At 61.7% G+C, this 20,483-nt stretch carries 16 protein-coding genes; 14 read left to right on the plus strand and 2 right to left on the minus strand.

Annotated elements, in window-relative coordinates; translation table 11 throughout:
• Both VMH22_04035 and VMH22_04040 read right to left on the minus strand, forming a co-directional pair.
• Window positions 1–1,386: a TolC family protein gene (locus VMH22_04035; protein HTW90857.1), complete on the minus strand. Its 1,386-nt coding sequence runs from the start codon at window positions 1,384–1,386 to the stop codon at window positions 1–3.
• Window positions 1,387–1,395: 9 nt separating this feature from the next.
• A complete protein-coding gene (locus VMH22_04040) occupies window positions 1,396–2,010 on the minus strand; it encodes a TetR/AcrR family transcriptional regulator (protein HTW90858.1) in 615 nt (204 codons plus the stop codon).
• Window positions 2,011–2,446: 436 nt separating this feature from the next.
• Between VMH22_04040 and VMH22_04045 the strand changes: the two genes are divergently transcribed.
• The 14 genes from VMH22_04045 to VMH22_04110 all read left to right on the plus strand — a co-directional run bounded on the left by VMH22_04045 (window position 2,447) and on the right by VMH22_04110 (window position 20,038).
• Window positions 2,447–4,285, plus strand: coding sequence for a T9SS type A sorting domain-containing protein (locus VMH22_04045; GenBank protein HTW90859.1), 1,839 nt, complete (start codon window positions 2,447–2,449; stop codon window positions 4,283–4,285).
• A gap of 372 nt (window positions 4,286–4,657) precedes the next feature.
• The gene (locus tag VMH22_04050; protein ID HTW90860.1) at window positions 4,658–6,397 is read left to right on the plus strand and encodes a T9SS type A sorting domain-containing protein; all 1,740 of its coding nucleotides are present in this window, start codon (window positions 4,658–4,660) and stop codon (window positions 6,395–6,397) included.
• Between the two features lie 281 nt (window positions 6,398–6,678).
• A complete protein-coding gene (locus VMH22_04055; GenBank protein ID HTW90861.1) occupies window positions 6,679–8,811 on the plus strand; it encodes a tetratricopeptide repeat protein in 2,133 nt (710 codons plus the stop codon).
• Window positions 8,812–9,688: 877 nt separating this feature from the next.
• Window positions 9,689–9,838 carry a hypothetical protein gene (locus VMH22_04060; GenBank protein HTW90862.1) on the plus strand — a complete coding sequence of 50 codons (150 nt, stop codon included), beginning with the start codon at window positions 9,689–9,691 and terminating at the stop codon, window positions 9,836–9,838.
• A 300-nt stretch (window positions 9,839–10,138) separates the two neighbouring features.
• Complete coding sequence (locus tag VMH22_04065) at window positions 10,139–12,979, plus strand: sigma 54-interacting transcriptional regulator (GenBank protein HTW90863.1); 2,841 nt, start codon at window positions 10,139–10,141, stop codon at window positions 12,977–12,979.
• 304 nt (window positions 12,980–13,283) lie between these two features.
• Complete coding sequence (locus VMH22_04070) at window positions 13,284–13,520, plus strand: hypothetical protein (protein HTW90864.1); 237 nt, start codon at window positions 13,284–13,286, stop codon at window positions 13,518–13,520.
• 43 nt (window positions 13,521–13,563) lie between these two features.
• Complete coding sequence (locus VMH22_04075) at window positions 13,564–14,076, plus strand: hypothetical protein (GenBank protein ID HTW90865.1); 513 nt, start codon at window positions 13,564–13,566, stop codon at window positions 14,074–14,076.
• Between the two features lie 128 nt (window positions 14,077–14,204).
• Window positions 14,205–14,723 (plus strand): BRO family protein, encoded by a 519-nt coding sequence (locus VMH22_04080; protein HTW90866.1) that lies wholly within the window; start codon window positions 14,205–14,207, stop codon window positions 14,721–14,723.
• A 33-nt stretch (window positions 14,724–14,756) separates the two neighbouring features.
• Window positions 14,757–15,017: a DUF4258 domain-containing protein gene (locus VMH22_04085; GenBank protein ID HTW90867.1), complete on the plus strand. Its 261-nt coding sequence runs from the start codon at window positions 14,757–14,759 to the stop codon at window positions 15,015–15,017.
• Window positions 15,014–15,211 (plus strand): DUF2283 domain-containing protein, encoded by a 198-nt coding sequence (locus VMH22_04090; protein HTW90868.1) that lies wholly within the window; start codon window positions 15,014–15,016, stop codon window positions 15,209–15,211. Before VMH22_04085 ends, VMH22_04090 begins: the two co-directional genes overlap by 4 nt.
• 403 nt (window positions 15,212–15,614) lie before the next feature.
• Window positions 15,615–16,373, plus strand: a complete 759-nt coding sequence (locus VMH22_04095; GenBank protein ID HTW90869.1) for an electron transfer flavoprotein subunit beta/FixA family protein — start codon at window positions 15,615–15,617, stop codon at window positions 16,371–16,373.
• A 199-nt stretch (window positions 16,374–16,572) separates the two neighbouring features.
• Window positions 16,573–17,532, plus strand: a complete 960-nt coding sequence (locus VMH22_04100) for an electron transfer flavoprotein subunit alpha/FixB family protein (protein HTW90870.1) — start codon at window positions 16,573–16,575, stop codon at window positions 17,530–17,532.
• Window positions 17,533–17,602: 70 nt separating this feature from the next.
• Window positions 17,603–19,612, plus strand: a complete 2,010-nt coding sequence (locus VMH22_04105) for a CoB--CoM heterodisulfide reductase iron-sulfur subunit A family protein (protein ID HTW90871.1) — start codon at window positions 17,603–17,605, stop codon at window positions 19,610–19,612.
• Complete coding sequence (locus VMH22_04110; GenBank protein HTW90872.1) at window positions 19,613–20,038, plus strand: hydrogenase iron-sulfur subunit; 426 nt, start codon at window positions 19,613–19,615, stop codon at window positions 20,036–20,038.
• Window positions 20,039–20,483 lie beyond the last annotated feature (445 nt).

Genomic DNA, 20,483 nt, shown 5'->3' on the forward strand with positions numbered 1-20,483 from the left:
TTAATACTCTCCGACCGCCTTCTGCAATCTCGCCTTGGCTATCTGGTAGTTCGCCAGCGCGTTGAGGTACGCGACTCGCGCCTGGGTAAGGGCCAGCTCCGAATCCATGTAGTCGAGGTTGGTCAACAGGCCGTTCTGGAACCGCTGTTCAGCGAGTGCGAGCGCGGCCTGGGCCACCTCCACGTTTTTCTGCTGGTAGGCGCGGTTGCGCGTTTCCTGGTTGAGCGAGAGAACGCTGGCCTGGACGTCGAGCCGGATGCCGTCCTCGGCCAGGGCCAGGCCCACCTTGGCCTGCCGCTCGCGGGCCTGCGCCTGCTTCAGCTTGTTGACGTTCGACAGCCCGGTAAACAGGGGCATGGAGACGCCGACGGTCGCGTTCCAGTCCGTGCCCCAGCCGGGAGAGAAGCCGACCGGGTCCTTGTAGTAGCCATTGGCCTGGGCGAACGCCGTGGGCAGGTTGGCGGTCTTGCTGATGTTGACGGCCAAGCCTGCCATCCGGGCCGCGTCGCGGAGCTGCAGCAGCTCGGGCCGCTTGTCAAGCGCCTGTTTTGTCGCCTGGTCGAGGTCGACCGTCATCGTGTCCGGCGCCAAGTCCCCGGTGAAGCTGACCGGCGTGCCGGGGTCGAGCCCGAGCGTGTTGAGCAGGGCGGCGAGAGTCAGCTCGGCGCCGTTCTCAATCTGCGAAACCTGGGCCTCCATCTGCTGGAGCCCGAGGGTCGCCTTCATCAGGTCGAGCTTCGTCGCCATGCCGTTGTCATAGAGCGACTGGACCTGGCCCACGTGGCCCCTGAGCTGGCGGAGCGCATCGTTCATTACGTCGACCGTCTTGCGGGCGAGGAGCGCCTGGTAGAAACCTGAGGTCGCGTCAACCCGAAGCTGGGAGCGCGCCTGGTCTGCTGCCGCCCGCTGCAGGTCGACGTTCAGACCCGAGATGCGGTAGGCGTTGAGGAGCTTGCCCCACGTGAAGAGCGTCTGCTGTACCGTGCCGGTAAGCGAGGGATTGTCGGCGCTGCCGAGCTTCAGGTTGAGGGTTTCCATGCCGACCGCGACCGGGATGGGGATGGTCTTGCCGATGTATTGGCCCGTGGGGTCGAACACCGGCAGGCCGAAGACTGACTCCTTGGCCGCGTACATGGTGAACTCGCTGACCGTTCCAAGCCGCGTGTAGGTGCCCGAGGCCGACACCTGGGGCAGGAACGCACCGAACGCCGCGCCTTTGCCCGCGGTCGCCTCATCCAGCCTGGCCTGGGCCAGGGCAATCTGGCGGTTGTTTTGCAGCGCCAGCTCAACCGCCTTGGCCGCGTCGAGGCGCAGCGTGTCGGTTGAGCTCGACGCCACGGCCACCGCAAGCAGCCCGGCCAGCAGCGTTATCGCGAACTTACGCATCAAGACTCCTTATTTGTCTCCGTGTTTGGTTCGGCCCCTGCCGTCGGCAAGGATGCCGCAAAAGAACAATTCCTGGATAGACTCCGCCCGCCGCGCCGCCGTGTGGCGGTTAATGGAAAGCAACTCGGCGCGGAACGCACTCAGGTACATCGCCGCGGCGGAACGCGGATCGACCGGCCGGAACTCGCCCTGCTCGATGCCCTGTTTCACGACGCCGGCGATGGCGTCCTGCATCTCGACGATATGGGGAAGGACTTGCTTCTTGAACCGCTTCATCACCGTGTTGTCCTGGTGGACGTTCTCCATCGAGAGCAACGCCATCACGCCGGGATTGGACATCACGCCGGACGCCCACGACGAGAAGAGTTCCTCCAGCTTCTGCTGGGGAGAGATGGGTCGGGCCAGTACCGCGGCGGTTATCGCCAGCGCCTGTTCGAGCAGCGAGTCGACAAGGCCGATGTAGATGGCGGGTTTGTCCTTGAAATAGAGGTAGACCGTGCCCTTGGCCACGCCGGCGCGGTGCGCCACATCGTCGACCTTGGTCTCGAAGTAGCCCTTTTCGGTGACGACGGCGAACGCCGCCTTCAGAATGGCGAGCCGCTTCTCTTCGGATTTGGTCTTCATCTGGTCGTCGCTTTTGGGAAACTGACCGGTCAGTCATTATAGGACCCCTGGCGCTCAAGTCAAGCGGAGTGTCCCATCGTCCGGCGGATGGTTCCGAATCCGATATCGAACCGCCGGGCATATGACAGAAAGGATGAAGGCGGGGGGATGAAGGATGAATGTCGGTCCCGGATTCCTGGTTCAGCCTTTCCGGTTTCATCCCTTCCGCTTTGTGGTGGTTGGTTCCTGTCTGAGTTATGCGGAACGATTGTCTGCTTGACGACGGCGTGACCCCGGTTATTATTCACTGCCTGCGATGATGCAGGTAAGACTGTAAAGGAAGACGGGTTCCCTGGCCTTGCCGCGGGCAAGTGCGTGATTGCCTGCGTGTTTGCTCCCGGCGAGACCGGGATGACCCCGAGTTATGTCCGCAGGGCAACGTAAGGAAGGGGTGCCGATGCGTAAGCTGGTAGTTCTGTTCCTTGCCGCAGGGCTCGCCGTGGCGAGCAACTTCTATATCTTCTACAAGCAGGTCGGGGTCAACCCGCACTGCCCGGGGCTCTCGGTTGACGCGGCCAACAACGCTTCTTCCCACCGCAAGTGGACGCTGAACAGCAACGGCACGTTCAGCGAGGATGATACGACGAGAGGCGACTGGCTGATTAGGGCGGTGCTCGATTGGACGCCGCAGGATACGAACGCGTCGGCCGTCTGGTTCGCGAGCAACATGCCGGTCGACACGTTGACCAACATCAATTTCCAGGTCAAGGCGGTAGTCAAGAACATGGGCACGGACACGCTGCCCCTGCGCACGCCGGTGCGGCTGTCGATTGCCGGCCCCAGCGGCTACGTCTACAACGACACCGAGCAGACGACCGTCAAGCTGGCTCACCGCGGCACGACGACGATCACTTTCGCGCCCGCCTGGCACGTCCCGAACATGGTCGGCAAGTATAATGTCATGGTGTGGGTCGAGGCCGCGGGCGAGCGGTGGAAGGCGGACGATTCCATTTTCTACGACTTCAATGCGGACTGGATACAGTACCATACTGACGCCCAGTTGCGCTGGGTGACCTGGGCGGCGCCGGAGCGGGCAGTCAAGTTCCACCCGGCCAGCTTCGGCGCGCAGTATCCTGTCCGGATTTCACGCGTGCGATCTTACTTCTCGAAGGACACGATTACCTGGCGCGACACGTCATTTACCTTCAAGATCTACAGCGGCGACGGCCAGACGTTGCTGTATCAAAGTGAAACGCTGGAGGCGATACCGAACGCGTACAAGTACTGCAGCCTCGGTTCACCGGTCGTCATCGACACCGGTGACTTCTACGTGTCAGTGGTGCCGGTCGATACGTCCGGCAAACCCACTACGGCCGGGGACAGCTCGGTCGGCGGGCACAGTTTCTGGGGCAGTCCGGGTCTGTGGTACAACTGGCCCGGTATCACGCCCAGCGGCGACCTGTTCATCTCGGCCGCGGTGCAGAGCGGCAGCATGGCCGGCAGTGCGCGTTGGGTCGGGCCGGGCGTGGATTACTCGAGCCAGGCCGTTCCGGCGCGCCCTGCGCAACCGCCCGAGCGGAGCGTGAATTCGTGTGCGGTAAGTGTCTCGCTCAGACCCATAGACGAAGCGCAGCCGAGCGGACAAGCCGATGTCTCGCCCGGCGCAGAGGCCGAAGTCCTGCCGTCCCCGTCAAGTTTCTTCCCCGCCGCAACCGATACGCTGAAGTACGACATCGGCACCCCGCTGAGAGGCTGGGCTGACAGCGTGGCGGGCAGCGGCCGCGGAGTGAAGTTCATCGGCCCGGCAGACAGTTTCAGGCTGACTGGAGCGCTGGTGCACATCTACTACGCGAGCTGGCCCGCGCCGGGCGACACCTGGGCCTCTTTCCGAGTGTACAAAGACGACGGCGGGAACGGTGCGCCGGGCACGTTGCTCTATGCCGTCGACTCGGTCAATATCAAGAGAGGCGCCTGGAACTTCATCCCGCTCTCGACCACGGCCTTGCAGGAAGGACCTCCGCCGGGGTTGAACGGCCCCAGCCTCCGGATCACCAACTACCCGAATCCGGTAGCCGATCAGGTCACGTTCAGATGGCAGGTGCCCGTCAGCATGCCGGTCTCGGTCAACCTGTACGACGCGACCGGAAGGATGGTGCGGAACCTGTGCAGCGCCGACGGCCGGACGAGGTCCGGTACATTTACTGTCGACACGAGGTCGCTGGCCGCCGGGATCTACCTGGTGCGGCTGGAGACCGCAGGCGGTTCGGTCACCCGCAAGGTCGTGATAGGCAGATAGCGATCCGGGACACTGTCCGTCTGAGGACAGTTCCGTTTGGCTTGATTACGGGGCGGGTTCTCCGCCCCGTTTTTCCCAAAGCAGCGAGAGGCAGGAATCGAGGATTCCTGGACTCGAGTGTTCCGCGCTGGACCCCCCGGCTCCTTGAATTCCCGGATGATGTCCTGCCATCCCACTCCTTGACCCCGGGCTAGCGCCGGCTATTATTGGTCGCCTGCGGGCGACGCAGGCTCAGACAAGGTTTCGAAAGAACGGTGACTCCTCGGTTCGGCCACATCCCGCCGGGTCGGTTTTCCGCCGGCACCGCCGAGCCGGCCAAGCCGGGCAGTCCCTGAGTCATGTCCGTGAAGCAACGTTTAAGGAGGAGTACCGATGCGCAAGCTGGTAATTCTGTGTCTTGCCGTAGGACTCGCAATGGCAAGCAGCGGGCAGTGGATCGGGCATAGCCCGTGCGCGTCCAGCCCGGTTCGCGACCCCCAGCCCGGCATTTTCCCGTCCACGCCGACCTCATCTACGCCGGCGCTGTTCCCCACCTCGGCCGACACGCTGTACTACGACGACGGCACTGCGGCCCAGAGCTACTACTGGTTCGCGAAGGGCAACGGCTGGGGCATGAAGTTCATCCGACCGAGCGACAACGTGACCCTCACGAACGCTCTGTTCTATACCTCGGCGATGGGCTCAAGCACCAAGGTGATCGCCAAAGTGTATGCCGATGACGGCGCGGGCGGTTCACCGGGGACTCTGCTCGCCACGGACAGCGGCAACGTCACGGCGGGTCAGTGGAGCGCGGTGCCGATCAACATCCCGATCGTCGCGAGCAACTTCTACATATTCTACGTTCAGGCGGTTGACTCCGCCGGCGGGCTGGCGCTGGGAATCGATGCCACCAACAACGCGCCCCAGCACCGGAAGTGGAGCATCCAGAGCGGTGGGTTCTCCGAGGACCACCAGGCGGCCGGCGACTGGATGATACGCGCGGCGATCAGCTGGACGCCGCAGGCCAAGAACGCCGAGGCCATGCGCTTCGCCACGTCGGTTATCGACGACACAGTCCCGAACATCAACTTCACGGTTCGTGCGACGATCAGGAACCTGGGCACCGACACGCTGCCGGTCGGCACGCCGGTTCATCTGAACGTAACCGGACCGAGCAGCTACGTCTTCAACGAGTCGGCGGCCACCCTCGCGAAGCTGGCCCACGGCGGGATGGCGCAGATTAACTTCTCGCCGGCCTGGCACATACCGAACGTACCCGGCACCTACCACATAAAGGTCTTCACCGCCGCCGCCGGCGAGCTGTTTACGACCAACGACACGATGGCGTGGGACCTGGACTGCGCGAATTGGCTTGAGTACGTCAACGAGAGCAAGATGTGGTGGATAAGCGCGGACGGCCCGGACAAGGCTACGCAGTTCGACCCGGCCCACTTCGGTCTGACGTACCCGCTCAGTGTGACGCGGGTGCGGGCCGAATTCTACCTCCACCCGCAGCTCCCGTGGTCGGATTCACTGTTCAGCTTCATCATCTACGGAGACGACGGCGCGACACCGTTGTACACGAGCGACACGCTCCGGGCGCCGGCGGGCACGCCGGGCTCGCCCATAGCGCTCACCTTGAGCCCGCCGGTTGTTATCTCGTCCGGGACATTCTGGGTGGACGTTTCGTCGCATGACGGAACCGGCCATCCCACTCTCGAGAGTGACAGCGCCGCGCGGGGCACCAGCCAGCGCAGTTGGTACGGCAGCGCCGGCAGTTGGACCCAGTACACCTCGGGTGAGTGGTTCATCTCCGCCGCAGCGGGCGCCACCGGGATTGAAGAGAAGGGTCTCGACCCCAGTCTGACGAGCCCGAATCTCCAAATCACGAACTACCCGAACCCGGTAGCGGACCATGTGACGCTCAGATGGCAGGTACCGAGCAGCAAGCCGGTTTCCGTCAACCTGTACGACGCGTCCGGACGCCTCGTGCGGAACCTGTACGCTGCCAACAGCCAGTCCAGAGTGGGTACGCTTAACGCGGATACCAGGTCTCTGCCCACCGGAATCTACGTGGTGCGGCTGGAGACTGCCGAGGGTTCGGCGACCCGCAAGCTGGTCATCGACCGGTAGGCCACACACAGACTCACAACGGGGCGGGTTATCCCGCCCCGTATTTTGTGTCCGGGATTTCTGCCACCGGTATCGGCATTCAGACTTCCGCGTTAGTCCGTTGCCTCACGTGTCCCCTGATTCCGAAATCGATGGCCACGAAGACACGAAAACGGAATGAAACGGAATTGTGGTAGCCTACACCCATTCGTTTCGTGGCTTTCGTGCTTTCGTGGCTCAATATCGGCTCTGAGGGTGTCCTCACGACTTGACCTCACTCGCCGGTCGTAGATACTTCTGTGATGTCCGCTAGTCGAAAACCGGCAATCGGCAATCGGCAATCCCCGGTTGTCTGGTTCCTCGTCATCTCCGGGGTCGCGTTCGCCCTCCGCATCATCCACCTGCTGCAGGCCCGACACAGCGACCCGCTCTTCTTCTCACCTCAGATGGACGCGCTCTATCACCACGAGTGGGCGCTGGCCATCGCGGCGGGCAAAGAGTTCATCGCCGACGCTTACTTCCGCGCCCCGCTCTATCCCTACCTCCTCGGCATCGTCTACAAGCTCTCCGGCGCAAACCAGATGGCGGCGCGAATAGTACAGGCGCTAATCGGCAGCGTCGGCTGCGGGCTCGTGTACATCCTCGCGCGGCAACTGCTCAAGCCGCAGGCCTCGAGCCCCAAGCCCCAAGCCTCAAGCCGCAAGCCATTGAAGTCCGATCCTCACTCCTCCCTCCTCCCTCTTCCTTCCTCACTCACTCCGACGATCGCCGGTCTTGTCATGGCTGCCTACCCGCTCGCCATCTGGTACGACGGCGAGTTGCTTCTTGAGGGCACGCTGACTTTCCTTCTCATGCTCGGATTCGTGCTGCTTTACCGCAGTCGGGACAAGGACCGGCAGTGGTGGCTGCCGGGCATCGTGTTCGGGCTGGCCTCGATTACCCGGCCGAACGTGCTCGCGTTCCTCGCGGTGCTGCCGGTCTGGCTGTTCGTCGAAGGAAAAGGGTCCAAGGGTCCAAGGGTCCAAGGGTCCAAGTCCGAGACTAGAGCCCTGGAACCCTCGAACCCTGGAACCCGTTCTACCTGGACCCGGCTCCTGCTCGTCTGGGGTGCGGCGGCGCTGGTCATCCTGCCGGTCACGATTCGCAACTATGTCGTGAGCAGGCAGTTCGTGCCGATTGCGTGGCAGGCGGGCACGAACTTCTACATCGGCAACTCGCCGCAGTCGGACGGCACTACTGCCATCCTCCCGGGCACGCGCGGCAGTTGGTGGGGCGGCTTCGATGACGTCAAGCGGCTGGCAGAGCAGGCTCTGGGGCGGCCGCTCAAGGGCGCGGAGATTGACCGGTACTGGCTGGGTAAGGGTCTTGAGTTCTGGCGCGAGCAGCCGGGCAAGGCGCTGGGCCTGCTTGCGCGCAAGACCTTCCTCTGGTTCGCGGGCTACGAGGTCGGCAACGAGACCGACCTGTACGCGGTGAAGCACGACTCATTCATCAACTACCTCCTCTTCAACTCCGGGTTTCTGAAGTTCCCATTCGGCATACTGCTGCCGCTGGCGCTGGCCGGGGTCTGGTTTCGGCGCAAGGAGTGGCGCCGGTTTCTGCCGCTGTACCTATTTGTCGTGGCGTACTCGCTCTCGTTCATCGTCTTCTTCGTTACCGGCCGATACCGGACGTCGGTTGTCCCGATTGTCGCGATACTGGCAGCCATAGGACTCATAGGTCTCATACGACCCATACCCGCGAAAACGGGGACTGTGCCGCGCGCCGGGCGCTCCGAGGGACTGTCCCCGTTTTCGCTCAGGTCTGGCCGCGGCGTCGCGTTCCTGATTTTTCTCGCCGCGTTCTTCCTGCTCAACGCCAACATCGCCGGGGCGGGGCGCGTGACGCGCCGGGACCAGAGCCACTTCGCGGTCGCGCTCGGACTGCACAACCAGGGCAGGGACGCCGAGGCGCTGGCGGAAGTGCGACAGGCGCTGCAGGTTGATTCGGAGACCAACGTGCTCTCGTTTGAGGCGTCGCTGCTCGAAAGGCAGGGCGACTTCGTCAACGCCGAGCGCTCGGCCCGGGCCGCGGTGCGACTTCATCCGCAGGAATCGGATGCGTACGGTGAACTCGGCAACGTCTTCGCGCACGCCGGCGTGCTCGACTCGGCCGCGCACTACTTCGAAGTGGCGCTCCAGCACGACCCGTACTCGATGCAGGCATGGATTAACCTCGGCAACGTCAACGTGCAACGCAAGGATTTCGAGAAGGCCCGGTACTACTACGAAGGGGCGCTAAAGATACGGCCGACCTTCGCGGAGCCGATGTTCTACCTCGGCCTTTGTGACTACTACGAAGGCAAGGTCGCTGAAGCCCACGCCCGCTGGCAGGAAGTCCTCAAGCTCGACCCGTCTTTCACCAAAGCCAGACAGGCCTTGGAGCAACTGAAGTAAGGGCGGGCTTCGGCCCGCCTCTTGCCATGTGGTCGCCGGTGTCCGTGGCTTGGTCGTTGACTGCAAACCGGCCCAAGGCCGCCCTGAGTTGGACGAGAGCATCTCTCGCCTGCATACTGGCCATTCGGGTGCTTCACGCACCCACAAACGCGCCTCTGAAAGCTCCCCTGAAAGCTCGTTAGAAAGCTCGCCTCAGAGTTCGCTGGAAAGTACCTTGGAATGCTTACTCGAAAGCTTACTTCATAGCTTCTTTCATTGCTCATCTCAATGCTTGTCACATCGCTCAGCGCATCGCTCGTCTCAAAGCTGAGCGCATCGCTTCTTACATCGCTTAGCTCAAAGCTCCGTCGAAAGCTCGCGTCAAAGCTCGGCTGAAAGCTCAACTCAAAGCTCGCTTCAAAGCTTGTTTCATGGCTTCATCGAAAGCTCCTTCAAAGGCTAGCCCCCAGGCGACCCCTATATGCGGGAATTCCTCGACGCGACAGGGCTTAACCGACGGACTGTAATGAGGTTATGCTCGTTCGGGGAGAGTCGCTAGACTCTCGGTTCTTTTCGAGCTTTCGGTGTACCCCAAATCAATCGTCCGCGGCTCAGGAATCTCTTTGCGCGCCGCCATGATTCGCAGGTCTTCGACATAGGCGCTCAGCCTGACGGGTCGCTGAAGCCAACCCGTCTAGCCGTCGGTCCGCGGCCGCCTCTGCGGACTGCAAACTGGTAACTGGAACCTTGCGCCGAAAGCGCGCCAGGACATCTTCGACATCGCCAGGCCGAAGCCATAGCGACCCGCACAGAACTATCGCCTACATCTCGCCGCGGCCCGGCGGTTTCGGTACGCCGCGCCTTGACCTGACGTCCTTCGGGTATATCCTTCTCAACCATGGGAATGCCCGCGCCCGACGCCGTCAAACGTTTGGTCGACCGCTTCGACCCGAACCGCAAGGTCTTCCTCTCCGGTGACTGCGAGGAGGAGCAACTCCGCCTTGAGTTCCTCAACCCCTTCTTCTCCTCGCTCGGCCCGAGACTTTGACAATGCCCCCGCCTCGGAATGCAGGAGTGGCCTGATCCCAAGAGTAGCGAGAGGCTGGCCGGACGCAGTCGGCCCAAGTATTTGATGACAGCAGTGAACCGCTCTCTTGGTCGGTATGTGCTCGACTTCGACTCCCTGACGATCGCCACCCCTGAGTCATGCCGGTCGCCAAGTCGCCGGACAACATTACATTGTACAATCGTAAGTCCATATCAGATTGAATGTTAGAGTGATGTAATCGGTGCGGCGGCTGTCGCACGTGCTGCTTGACAGGCAACTTGGTGGGGTATATCATAGTTTATGGCTTCAGTATCACGAAGACTGGCTGTTGGTACGAAAATCTCCGGCCGCTTCGAGGTGCTGGAGTTCTTGGGCGGCGGCGTTGATTCTGAAGTCTATCGGGTCCGTGACGCCGCGGCCCAAATGGTCTTGGCGCTCAAAGTTCTTCGAGAGGGCGCCGGCGGAGAGGCGGAAGAGCGTCTTAGTCGCGAGCATCACACCTTGAGCCGATTCGCCCATCCCCACATAGTAGGGGTGATTGACTTTGGCTCGCTAGACGGACGTCCCTACTTGACGGCGGAATTCGTCGACGGTCGGCCCATGAACCAGTATTTCGCCAAGGGATACACTCCGGCCCTGGAGGACGTGACCAAGCAGGTTCTTGAGGCGCTCGACGCCATCCACGCTCAGGGGCTCGTGCACTGCGACATCAAGCCGACGAACATACTTGTAAGTGACGTCGACGGTCGGCCGTTTGCCAAGCTCCTGGATTTCGGCTTCACAGATAGAACGGCCCTGAGCGGTTCGATGGAGGCACGCGGCACTCTCGGCTATGCCGCACCCGAGGTGCTAAGGGGCATGGACTTCGACGCCCGCGCAGACCTCTATTCGTTCGGTGTTGTGCTATACGAAATCCTGACCAAAGAAGGACCTGGCGAGGCTCGCGACCTGCGCGACTGGCTGAGAGCCCAGTACTACTCACTTTTGAAGCTGCCGCGCAGTCTCGATCCGAACATACCTGAGCGGTTCGAGCGTTTCGTGATGTCGCTTGTCCGTTTTGAGCCGGACCGTCGGCCGCCGTCGGCCGCTGCTGCAGTCCGCGAGTTGTCAGGTTCCGATCCACCAGCGTCGTCTGCAGGGGAACTCCCCAACGGTCCAAGCGAAGTGACGGACAGGCCACAACCGAGGCAAGAAGAACGACGCGAGCATCTCAGGGTCTTCTACGAGGTCGGCGAGTTCATCGGCAGGGGTTTGGAGAGGGACGACTTCTTCGAACACATCCTGGATTTAGTGATTGACGTCATCCGGGCCGAACGCGGCCTCCTGTTCCTCGTGCAGAGAGGGAAACTCGTACTGGCCGCGGCGCGGAACGTCGACCACACGACCGTCGAGGACGCCACCGAGATTTCCCATTCGGTCTTGCGGAAGGTGAAACGGCAGGGCGAGATGGTCTTCAGCGCCGATGCCATGACCGACCCCCGCTTCAACAGCGCGAACAGCGTCATGCTCAACAAGATCCGCTCGCTGCTCTGCGTGCCGCTTACCGTCGGCGACCGGGTTGTCGGCACCATCTACATCGACAGCCGGGTTACCGCGCACCTCTTTCTCGAAGAGGACATGAGCCTGCTCGTGTCGGTGGCAAACCTCTTGGCCGCGACCATCGACAAGTCGGCGGCCTTCAAGAAGCTGCAGGAGGAGGTGTACGCACTGCGCGAGGACATGCTGGTGGATGCGGCCACCGGGTTCTTGATGGGCCGCTCCCGGGCGATGAAGGAAGTGTACCGGGTGATCGACCGAATCGCGCATTCAAGCTGCACCGTGCTGCTGACCGGTGAGACCGGCACAGGCAAGGGCGTGCTTGCCCGGCTGATCCACGCGAAGAGCGAGCGCCGCGCCCAGGGGTTTATGTCGATCAACTGCGGCGCGCTTCCGGAGAACCTGTTTGAGTCCGAGTTGTTCGGGCACGCCCGGGGCGCGTTCACCGGCGCGGTCAGGGACAAAGAAGGGCTGTTCGAGGCCGCGGTCGGCGGGACGGTATTCCTGGACGAAGTCAGCAACACGACCCTCGGCGTCCAGGCCAAACTGCTGCAGGTTCTCGATGAGAAAGTCACTCGCCGGGTCGGTGAGACCAAGCCGCGGCAGGTGGACGTCCGGCTCATCTGTGCGACAAACCGCGACATCCAACAAGAGGTACAGACCGGGCGGTTCCGCGAGGACCTGTTCTACCGGATCAACGGCGTTACCATCAATGTCCCGGCTCTCCGCGAGCGCACGGGCGATGTAGAATTGCTGGCCACCTATTTCGTCAAACGCTATGCCGGTCAGCTCAACAAGGCTGTGGACGGATTCGAAGACGCGGTGTTGGAATCGTTTGCCGGCTACGCATGGCCGGGCAACGTTCGCGAGCTGCAGAACGTCGTCGAGCGCTCGGTCATAATGGCACAGAAGAATCTGATTACGACCGACGACGTGGGAACTCAGTTCTCTGAAGTCGAGAAGAGGCCTGACTCCGGCCGGGCGCAGCGGCGGCGCCTTGGGCGCGAAGAAGTTGTGAAAGCGCTATGCGAGACCGGTGGAAACGTAAGCCAAGCCGCTAATGTTCTCGCCATTCATCGCCGGCAGTTGCAGCGATTGATGGACCGCTACGGGATAGACCAAACGAACCCGGAATGGAGAACTGCTGCCTCTGTTCCGGCCGCTGGTGCTGCAGACACGGAGGTCGCTGCTATGGGGTCCGTGCTCACTAGGGAGGTCGTGATGAGAGCATTGGCCGCTGCCGACAATAACGTTTCCAGAGCGGCGCGAATGGTCGGCGTCCCCCGCAAGACGTTCCAGCGAGCATGTATGCGCCACGGCATCTATCCGCACCCAACCCCGGAGATCCTTGCAGCCAGTATGGAAGAGGCCAATCGCATTGCAGCCCAGCGCACACAAGCAAAGCGCCGACAGCTAGAAGACGCTCTGGCAGCCACTAGCGGCAACGTCAGTCGCGCGGCAGAAATCTGTGGATACGCCCGGCCGTACTTCTACAAGCTAGTGCACAAGCACGGTCTAGATGTGAACGACCACCGCATTCTAGGTGCGACAAAGCGCCAAGTGTCACTAGCTGACGTAACCTCCGATGGCCACCCTAGCAGATGATGCGACAGAGGCGTGGTATCGTGAGTGCTTGTGCTAGGCGAATCCAAGCTATCACGCTACTTTCGTGGCTCGAAGCCACCCAAGCGCATGCGGATGTCCAGCTTCGAGGAGTTGTCGCGCAACCGTCTATGGCCTTAATACATAATGACTTATGAGTGTATCCAATTCGCTAGTAACCGAATCGTCGCGCCTGACCAAGGAGGTTACACCGTGACGCAACTGTTTACTAACTCATTCCTTAGCTCTTTGTCGAGGAAAGCGGGCGTGGCACGTGTCGTGCATACCGGGAGGTATGACGAATGCCATGCATCGACTTGCTGCGATGACCGAGTCCGACTGTCCAGTGGATGTGCTGGAAGAGACCAACATCCTCGAAGACCAAGCATACTGCGCTCGCAACTCGGGCAAGTGGGTAGCTGTCGAACGAAGGAACAACCGGCCAATCTGCAGCGCACACGCGGACATGTTCGAAGTCGATGCCAGGGCCCAGAAGAGGGGCTACTTAGTAGGCGAGTACCGGCTGCTGAGAGTGCCGGAGTAGTCCCTCCGCTACAACAACTCTGTCTGCTTGAGGGAGGCGAGTAATGGGTCGCCTCCTTATGCGTTACGCTGACACCCTACGCCCGCTTGTCCCTGAGGTCCGACTGCTGCTGCCCACTCAGAGGTACATCCGTTACCCAGTGATCCCGGCACTTGTCGAACATGGCGAGCAGAAGCGGAATTGGGACTTGGTTGTTGACTCGGGGTCGGACTACTGCTACTTCAGGTCCGAGATGGGCGACACGCTGTTCGGCAAGGGGAAGTGGCAGACCGGTAGCCCCAGGAAATTCCCGCGGCATGGCATCAGCGGGGTGCGAATTCTAGCCTTCTTTCACGATTTGTCAATAACGCTGATAGACGCAGAGTTCCGGCGCCGGACGATCAAGGTGCCGGTCGGCATCTGCCAAACTACCTACGAGGAAATCGACGGCACACGGACCGTTGTCGCAGACTTCGCGCACGGTCACGCCGGCCTGCTCGGCCAGGTCGGGTTCTTCAGCGAGTTCAAGGAAGTCACGTCCAACTACAACGCCGGTACGATTACCCTTGTGTGGTAGGGCATCATGGACAGTTGCCTGTTACGGAGCGATGTCAAGGCGCGGCATGACGAAACGGCTGGCAGCTTGCAGCTCACAGCTTGCGGCCCGGACGAGGATGAGATTCGGATCGTCGAAGGAGGTAACAGGTGAGTGACAACGTTATGAGGTCGAATGGCGGGCGCGTGTCGCCATTCGAGCAGATTCGGCGGGTCAACGCGTCCGGCGCGGAGTTCTGGTCGAGCCGCGAGTTCGCCCAGGTGCTCGGCTATTCCGACTACCGGAACTTCGAGCAGGTCATTCAGAAGGCGCGGCTGGCCTGTTTCAACAGCGGGCAGAAGGTGGAGGATCATTTCGTTGACGTCACCGAATTGATCGAGATTGGCAAGGGCGGTCAATGGGCAAAGTCATGCCCGAGAATATGCCCGCGGCTGAGAGCATCAAGGCAGTCGAATCGAAGAAACGAAAGGCGCTCAGGCGGAAAGGGTAGCTTGTCGCAGGATCTCCGCCATTTCCGCCGCGGCATGACAAGACGGTCGGGCTCGCGGAGAGCTATGAACGATAAGCCCGGAACGATGAGCAACGGGCACCACGGGATAGCAGGGCTGGTCAAGACGATGATGACAGCCGACGGCCTACAGCTTGCAGCCTGCCCGTGTTGGACATGAGGTCGAGACGCGGCTAGAATGGCTTGACACACCATGAAGCCGGTCAGGTTTTCGGGCCATGCACGCTTGGAGATTGTCCGGCGGGGCATTCCGTTTGAGGTCGTCGAGCGCGTGCTGAACAGCCCTGAGCAGGTCGTTCCCGAACACGGTGATCTGTTGGCCCGGCAGTCACGCATTGAGTTGGAGGGCAAGCAGTACCTGGTTCGCGTGGTTGTCGCCGAACGCTCGGACGCGACTGTCGTTGTGACGGTGTATCGAACCAGCAAGATTGGCAAGTACTGGAGGTCGGAGTGAAAGTCACGTATGACCAGGAAGTGGATGTTCTGAGAGTTGTATTCAGCGGAGCGAAGATACAGGAGAGCGATGAGGACAAGCCCGGTGTCGTTCTGGATTATGACAAGGACGGCAACGTCGTAGGCATTGAGATTCTGAATGCCTCGAAGCGCGTGGAGAACCCCCGCTCAGTGGAGTACGCCGTCGCAGGCTGAACGCTATCCCTTGGCCCTAATCAGGGCGCATACCGCGGCATGACAATACGGTCGGTCTGGTCGAGAGGTTGATGACAGCCGACGACTTGCGCGTCCACGTCCAGCCTTTGAGGTGAGCCGCCCTGCCGCATTTGGCGGCTCCCTCGCGATTGCCTCCGTTTCCCGCACGTGCACCTGTGATACCAGGGGACACCAGATTCCGGATTGCCGACTGTAGATTGGCAGAGGGAGATGCCGGAGTCGGATTCGGGTTCGCAGACTGTTGACCCGTCGAGGTTTTGGGATATGCTAGCAGTCCGCTTAACCTAACATATGATTATCCAGTCGCGGCGCGAGGCCTTGGGCTGCGGGGCGCAGCCGGGGATTCACGTCGCGTCTTCCTTTCAGGAGATTGGAGGCTAGCGTGGAGATTGCGGTTTGCCTGAAGCGGGTCCCGGACACCGCTGAGGCCGACGTGAAGGTGGACGCAAGCGGCAAGGACATCGTCCGCGACAAGCTCGCGTTCACCATCAATGAGGCGGATAATTACGCGCTCGAAGAGGCGCTGCTCGCCAAGGAGAAGCACAACACCAATGTGACGCTCGTCTCGGTCGGCGCCAAGGAGTCGGAAGAGGTGCTGCGGATGGGCCTCGCCAAGGGCGCGACCGCGGCGGCGAGAATCGACAGCGCGGCGCTCGGGGAGACGGACGGGATCGGGACGGCGAAGGTGCTGGCTGCCTGGTTCAAGGACAAGAAGTTCGACCTCATCGTCACCGGCGCCATCGCGTCGGACGACGGGAATTCGCAGGTCGGGCCGGCTTTGGCCGAACTGCTCGGCCTTCCGCACGCTGCCTACGTGACCAAGCTCGACATCCAGGCCGGGAAGATTGTGGTGAAGCGCGAGCTAGAGGGCGGGTTCCTTGAGGTGAAGGAACTGGCCATGCCCGCAGTCGTCACCATCCAGACCGGCGGGAACACCCCGCGCTACGCCTCAATCATGGGCATCAAGCGGGCCGGGGCCAAGCCGATTGACCAGGCCGCGGCAGCCAAGCCCGAGGCGAGGACATCGCTCATCAAGGTCTACGTGCCGGAGGTGGTAGGAGCGGCGCAGATGCTGGAAGGAACGCTGGACGAAAAGGCACTCAAGATGGCTCAGCTTCTGAAAGAGAAGGGAGCGGTCTGATGAGCGATTCCAGACAATTCAGAAGTCAGAAACCAGAAACCAGAATGCAGAATTCCGGACACGGAGTCTTACCACCAAGACACAAAGACACAAAGGTCTGGGCATCGGACGAAGCAAGATGTGAGATGTCAGATGTCAGATGTCAGAAGTCCGGAGAGCTGTTAGCTGTTAGCTGTAAGCTGTGTGCGGGTGGTGCGTCATGAGCAGTATTCTCGTTCTGGTCGAGCATCGGCAGGGAGCGGTTCGGGATGTGACGTTCGAGATGCTGACCGCGGCCCGGAAGATGGGCGCGGGGAGCGTGGAGGCAGTGCTCCTGGCCGAGAACGATTCGCTGGCGGCGGCCGTGGCTCCGCACGCGAACAAGGTCGTCTGCGTTTCCGGCCCGGCGTTCAAGGATTTCAATTACGAGCCGTACCAGAAGGCGCTGGTGAAGCTGGTCGGCGAGAAGAAGCCGTCGGCAGTTCTGATTGCCAACTCGGCGTTCGGCACTGACCTCGGGCCGAGCCTGGCGGTTGCGTTGAACGCTGGACTCATCTCCGACGCGGTCGCGTTCACCAAGGCGGACAGTGGGTTCTCGGTTTCCCGAGGCATGTACGCGGGCAAGATTGTTGCAGACTGGGCAGTCGGTTCGGAGCCGGCAGTCATCATGGTCCGGCAATCGAACTTCAAGCCGGAGCCGGCGAGCCTCGGCGGCACCATCGAGAAGTGGGACGCAGGGGACGTTGTTTCCGGGGCCAAGACGAAGTTCATCAGCCTCGAGGAAGTGCCGACCACCGGGATCGACATTACCAAGGCGACCGTCGTCGTCGGCATCGGCCGCGGCATCAAGGAAGCGAAGAACCTGCCGCTCGTGCAGGAGTTCGCCCAGGACATCGGCGCGGTGCTGGCCGCTTCGCGGCCCGTGGTTGATGCGGGCTGGCTCCCCAAGGAAGTTCAGGTCGGGTCATCGGGCAAGACCATCAAGCCGAAGCTCTACATCGCGCTCGGCATCTCAGGCGCGTTCCAGCACATCGCCGGGATGAAGGGCGCGGATACGATTATCGCCGTGAACAAGGACCCGAAGGCGCCGATATTCTCGGTCGCCCATTACGGCATCGTGGACGACCTGCACAAGGTCATCCCCGCGCTACGGCAGAAGGTTAAGGAGATGAAGGCATGACCATGGTCCCGGATAGAGCAGAATTCAGAAACCAGAAACAAGAAACCAGAATTCCGGGCGGGGAGTAGGAATGGCGAAGAATGCCCCGAAGATAGGCGTCTACATATGCCACTGCGGCATCAATATCGCCCAGACCGTTGACGTGAAGGCGGCGGCCGAGTACGCGGCGACCCTGCCCAATGTCGTGGTCGCCCGCGATTACATGTACATGTGCTCGGACCCGGGACAGGACCTGATAAAGAAGGACATCAAGGAACTGGGTCTGACCCGCGTGGTCGTCGCCGCCTGTTCGCCGCGAATGCACGAGCCGACGTTCCGCGGCGCGGTGTTCGGCTCCGGCATGAACCCGTACCTGTTCGAGATGTGCAATATCCGCGAGCAGTGTTCGTGGGTGCACGTCGACCGGGCCGAGGCAACCGAGAAGGCGAAGGACCTGATTCGCAGCTCGGTCGCGCGCGCGTCTTTGCTGGAACCGCTGGAGGACCGGTACGCGGACGTGACCAAGGCGGTGATGGTGGTCGGGGCCGGCATCGCCGGTATCCAGGCCGCGCTCGACATCGCCGAGGCCGGGCACAAGGTGTACCTTTTGGAGAAGGAAGCGTCGATCGGCGGTCACATGGCCCAGCTCGACAAGACGTTCCCGACCCTGGACTGTTCCGCCTGCATTCTGACCCCGAAGATGGTGGACGTTTCCCGGCATCCGAACGTGGAGCTTTTGACCCTGTCGACCTTGAAGAAGGTGTCCGGGTTTGTCGGCAACTTTACCGTGACCGTGCACCAGAAGGCGCGGTTCGTTGACGCGAAGCAGTGCACGGCCTGCGGCGACTGCGCCAAGGTCTGTCCGCAGCGATTCCCGGATGAGTTCAACCTCGGGCTTTCGACCCGCACCGCCATTTACCAGCCGTTCGCGCAGGCGGTGCCGGCCGCGTTCTGCCGGAATGACAAGCAGTGCCTGGGCGCGCTGCCGCTCGCGTGCGGGAAGTGCCTGCAGGCGTGCGAGAAGAAGTGCATCGATTTCGACCAGAAGGATATCGAGCGGGACTACGAGGTCGGAGCCATCGTGCTCGCGACCGGGATGGACGTGTTCGACGCCACGACGCTGGCCGAGTTCGGCTACGGGAAGTATCCCGACGTGCTGACGTCGCTGGAGTTCGAGCGGCTCTGCTCGGCCGGCGGGCCGACCGGCGGCCACATCATCAAGATATCCGACGGCGAGGAGCCTAAGGACGTGGTCTTCATTCACTGCGTGGGCTCGCGCGACAAGGCAGTGGGCAATGAGTATTGCTCGCGCGTCTGCTGCATGTTCATCATCAAGCAGGCCCACCTGCTGAAGGACAAGATGCCGGACGCGAACGTCACGAGCTACTACATGGACATCCGCGCCTACGGTAAGGGATTCGAGGAGTTCTACGACCGGGTGCGCGAGGAAGGCGTCCGGTTCAAGCGCGGCAAGCCATCTGAGATATTCCGGCGCAAGGGCAAGCTGGTGGTGCGCGTCGACGACACCCTGGCGGGCAAGGTCATCGAGCACGAGACCGACATGGTTGTGCTCGGGGTTGGCCTGGTGCCGAGCGAAGGCTACCGCGAGCTGGCCCAGACCCTGAAGCTCTCGCTTTCGTCCGACCGGTTCTTCCTCGAAGCCCATCCCAAGCTCAGACCGGTGGATACGAACCTCGAAGGCGTGTACCTGGCGGGCTGCGCCCAGGGGCCGAAGGACATCCCGGATACGGTGGCGCAGGCCAAGGGCGCTGCGTCGTCGGCCATCGCCCTGCTGAACAAAGGCAAGGTGAAGGTTGACCCGATTGTCGCGGAGATAAAGGAAGAGGCCTGCTCGTCCTGCCATATCTGCGAGGCGCTCTGTCCGTACCAGGCACTGGTCTATGACACGCAGAAGCACGTGATGACGGTGAACCAGATTCTGTGCAAGGGTTGCGGCGTCTGCCCGTCGGCCTGCCCGTCCGCGGCCATCCAGCTCAGGCACTACACCAGTATCCAGATTGACGCGCAGTTGGATGCGTTGCTGAGCAAGGGAGGAGATAGCAGGGAGGAGAGAGCAGTGGCGGAGAAGGTGGAGGCGTAGATGGCTGAGTTCAACCCCACAATCATCGGTTTTGCCTGCAACTGGTGCTGCTACGCCGGTGCTGATTTGGCCGGGACCTCGCGTATGAAGTACCCGGCCAACCTGCGCATCATCCGCGTGATGTGCTCGGGACGGATTGACCCGCAGTTCATCTTGAGGGCGTTCAAGGAAGGCGCGGACGGCATCTTCGTCGGCGGCTGCCATCCCGGCGATTGTCACTACGTTTCCGGCAACTACAAGGCCGAGAAGCGAATCGACCTGCTGAAAGGTCTCTTGTCGGGGCTCGGTATCGAGCCGGAGCGGCTGGAGCTCAAATGGGTGTCAGCATCAGAAGGGCAGATATTCGCAGACGCGGTTACCGCCTTCACCGAGCGGATACGGCAGCTAGGGCCGCTCGCGCTGACCGAGCCGGCCGGCGCGTACTGAGGCTTTCTCAGACGCACCGCAAGTCATCGTCGCAGTCGCTTCGGGAGTGCCTCCGCAAACCGCATTCTCAATCCAGCCGGAAGTCGCCGCCACAATCCTTCTGCGACTGACCTTCCCAGTCCACTCGCGAATCTCCGCAGGAATCCTCCTGTACGTGCCTTCGCAAGTCGCTCTGCGATTGGCCTTGGCCGTGCCCGCCAGAATCGCCGTGCAACTCGCGTCCCGAGAGGCCTTCCGAACCACCCCCCGAACCGTTCCCGGAACGGTTCCCAAGGCGACACCCAGAGCGACCGTCTACGCGACCAATCTGACGTCTAACGGCTTACTTGTCAGTTACTTAGGCCGTCTGACCGTGGACTAACCACACCCGGAAACGCCAACCGGTGCCTTCCACCGGATTCAACGGTCAGAAACTTACGCTGAAAGCGGTCGGGGTTGTCAGCCG

Source organism: bacterium (assembly GCA_035505375.1).
Lineage (GTDB): Bacteria > Hydrothermota > Tepidihabitantia > Tepidihabitantales > Tepidihabitantaceae > UBA2258.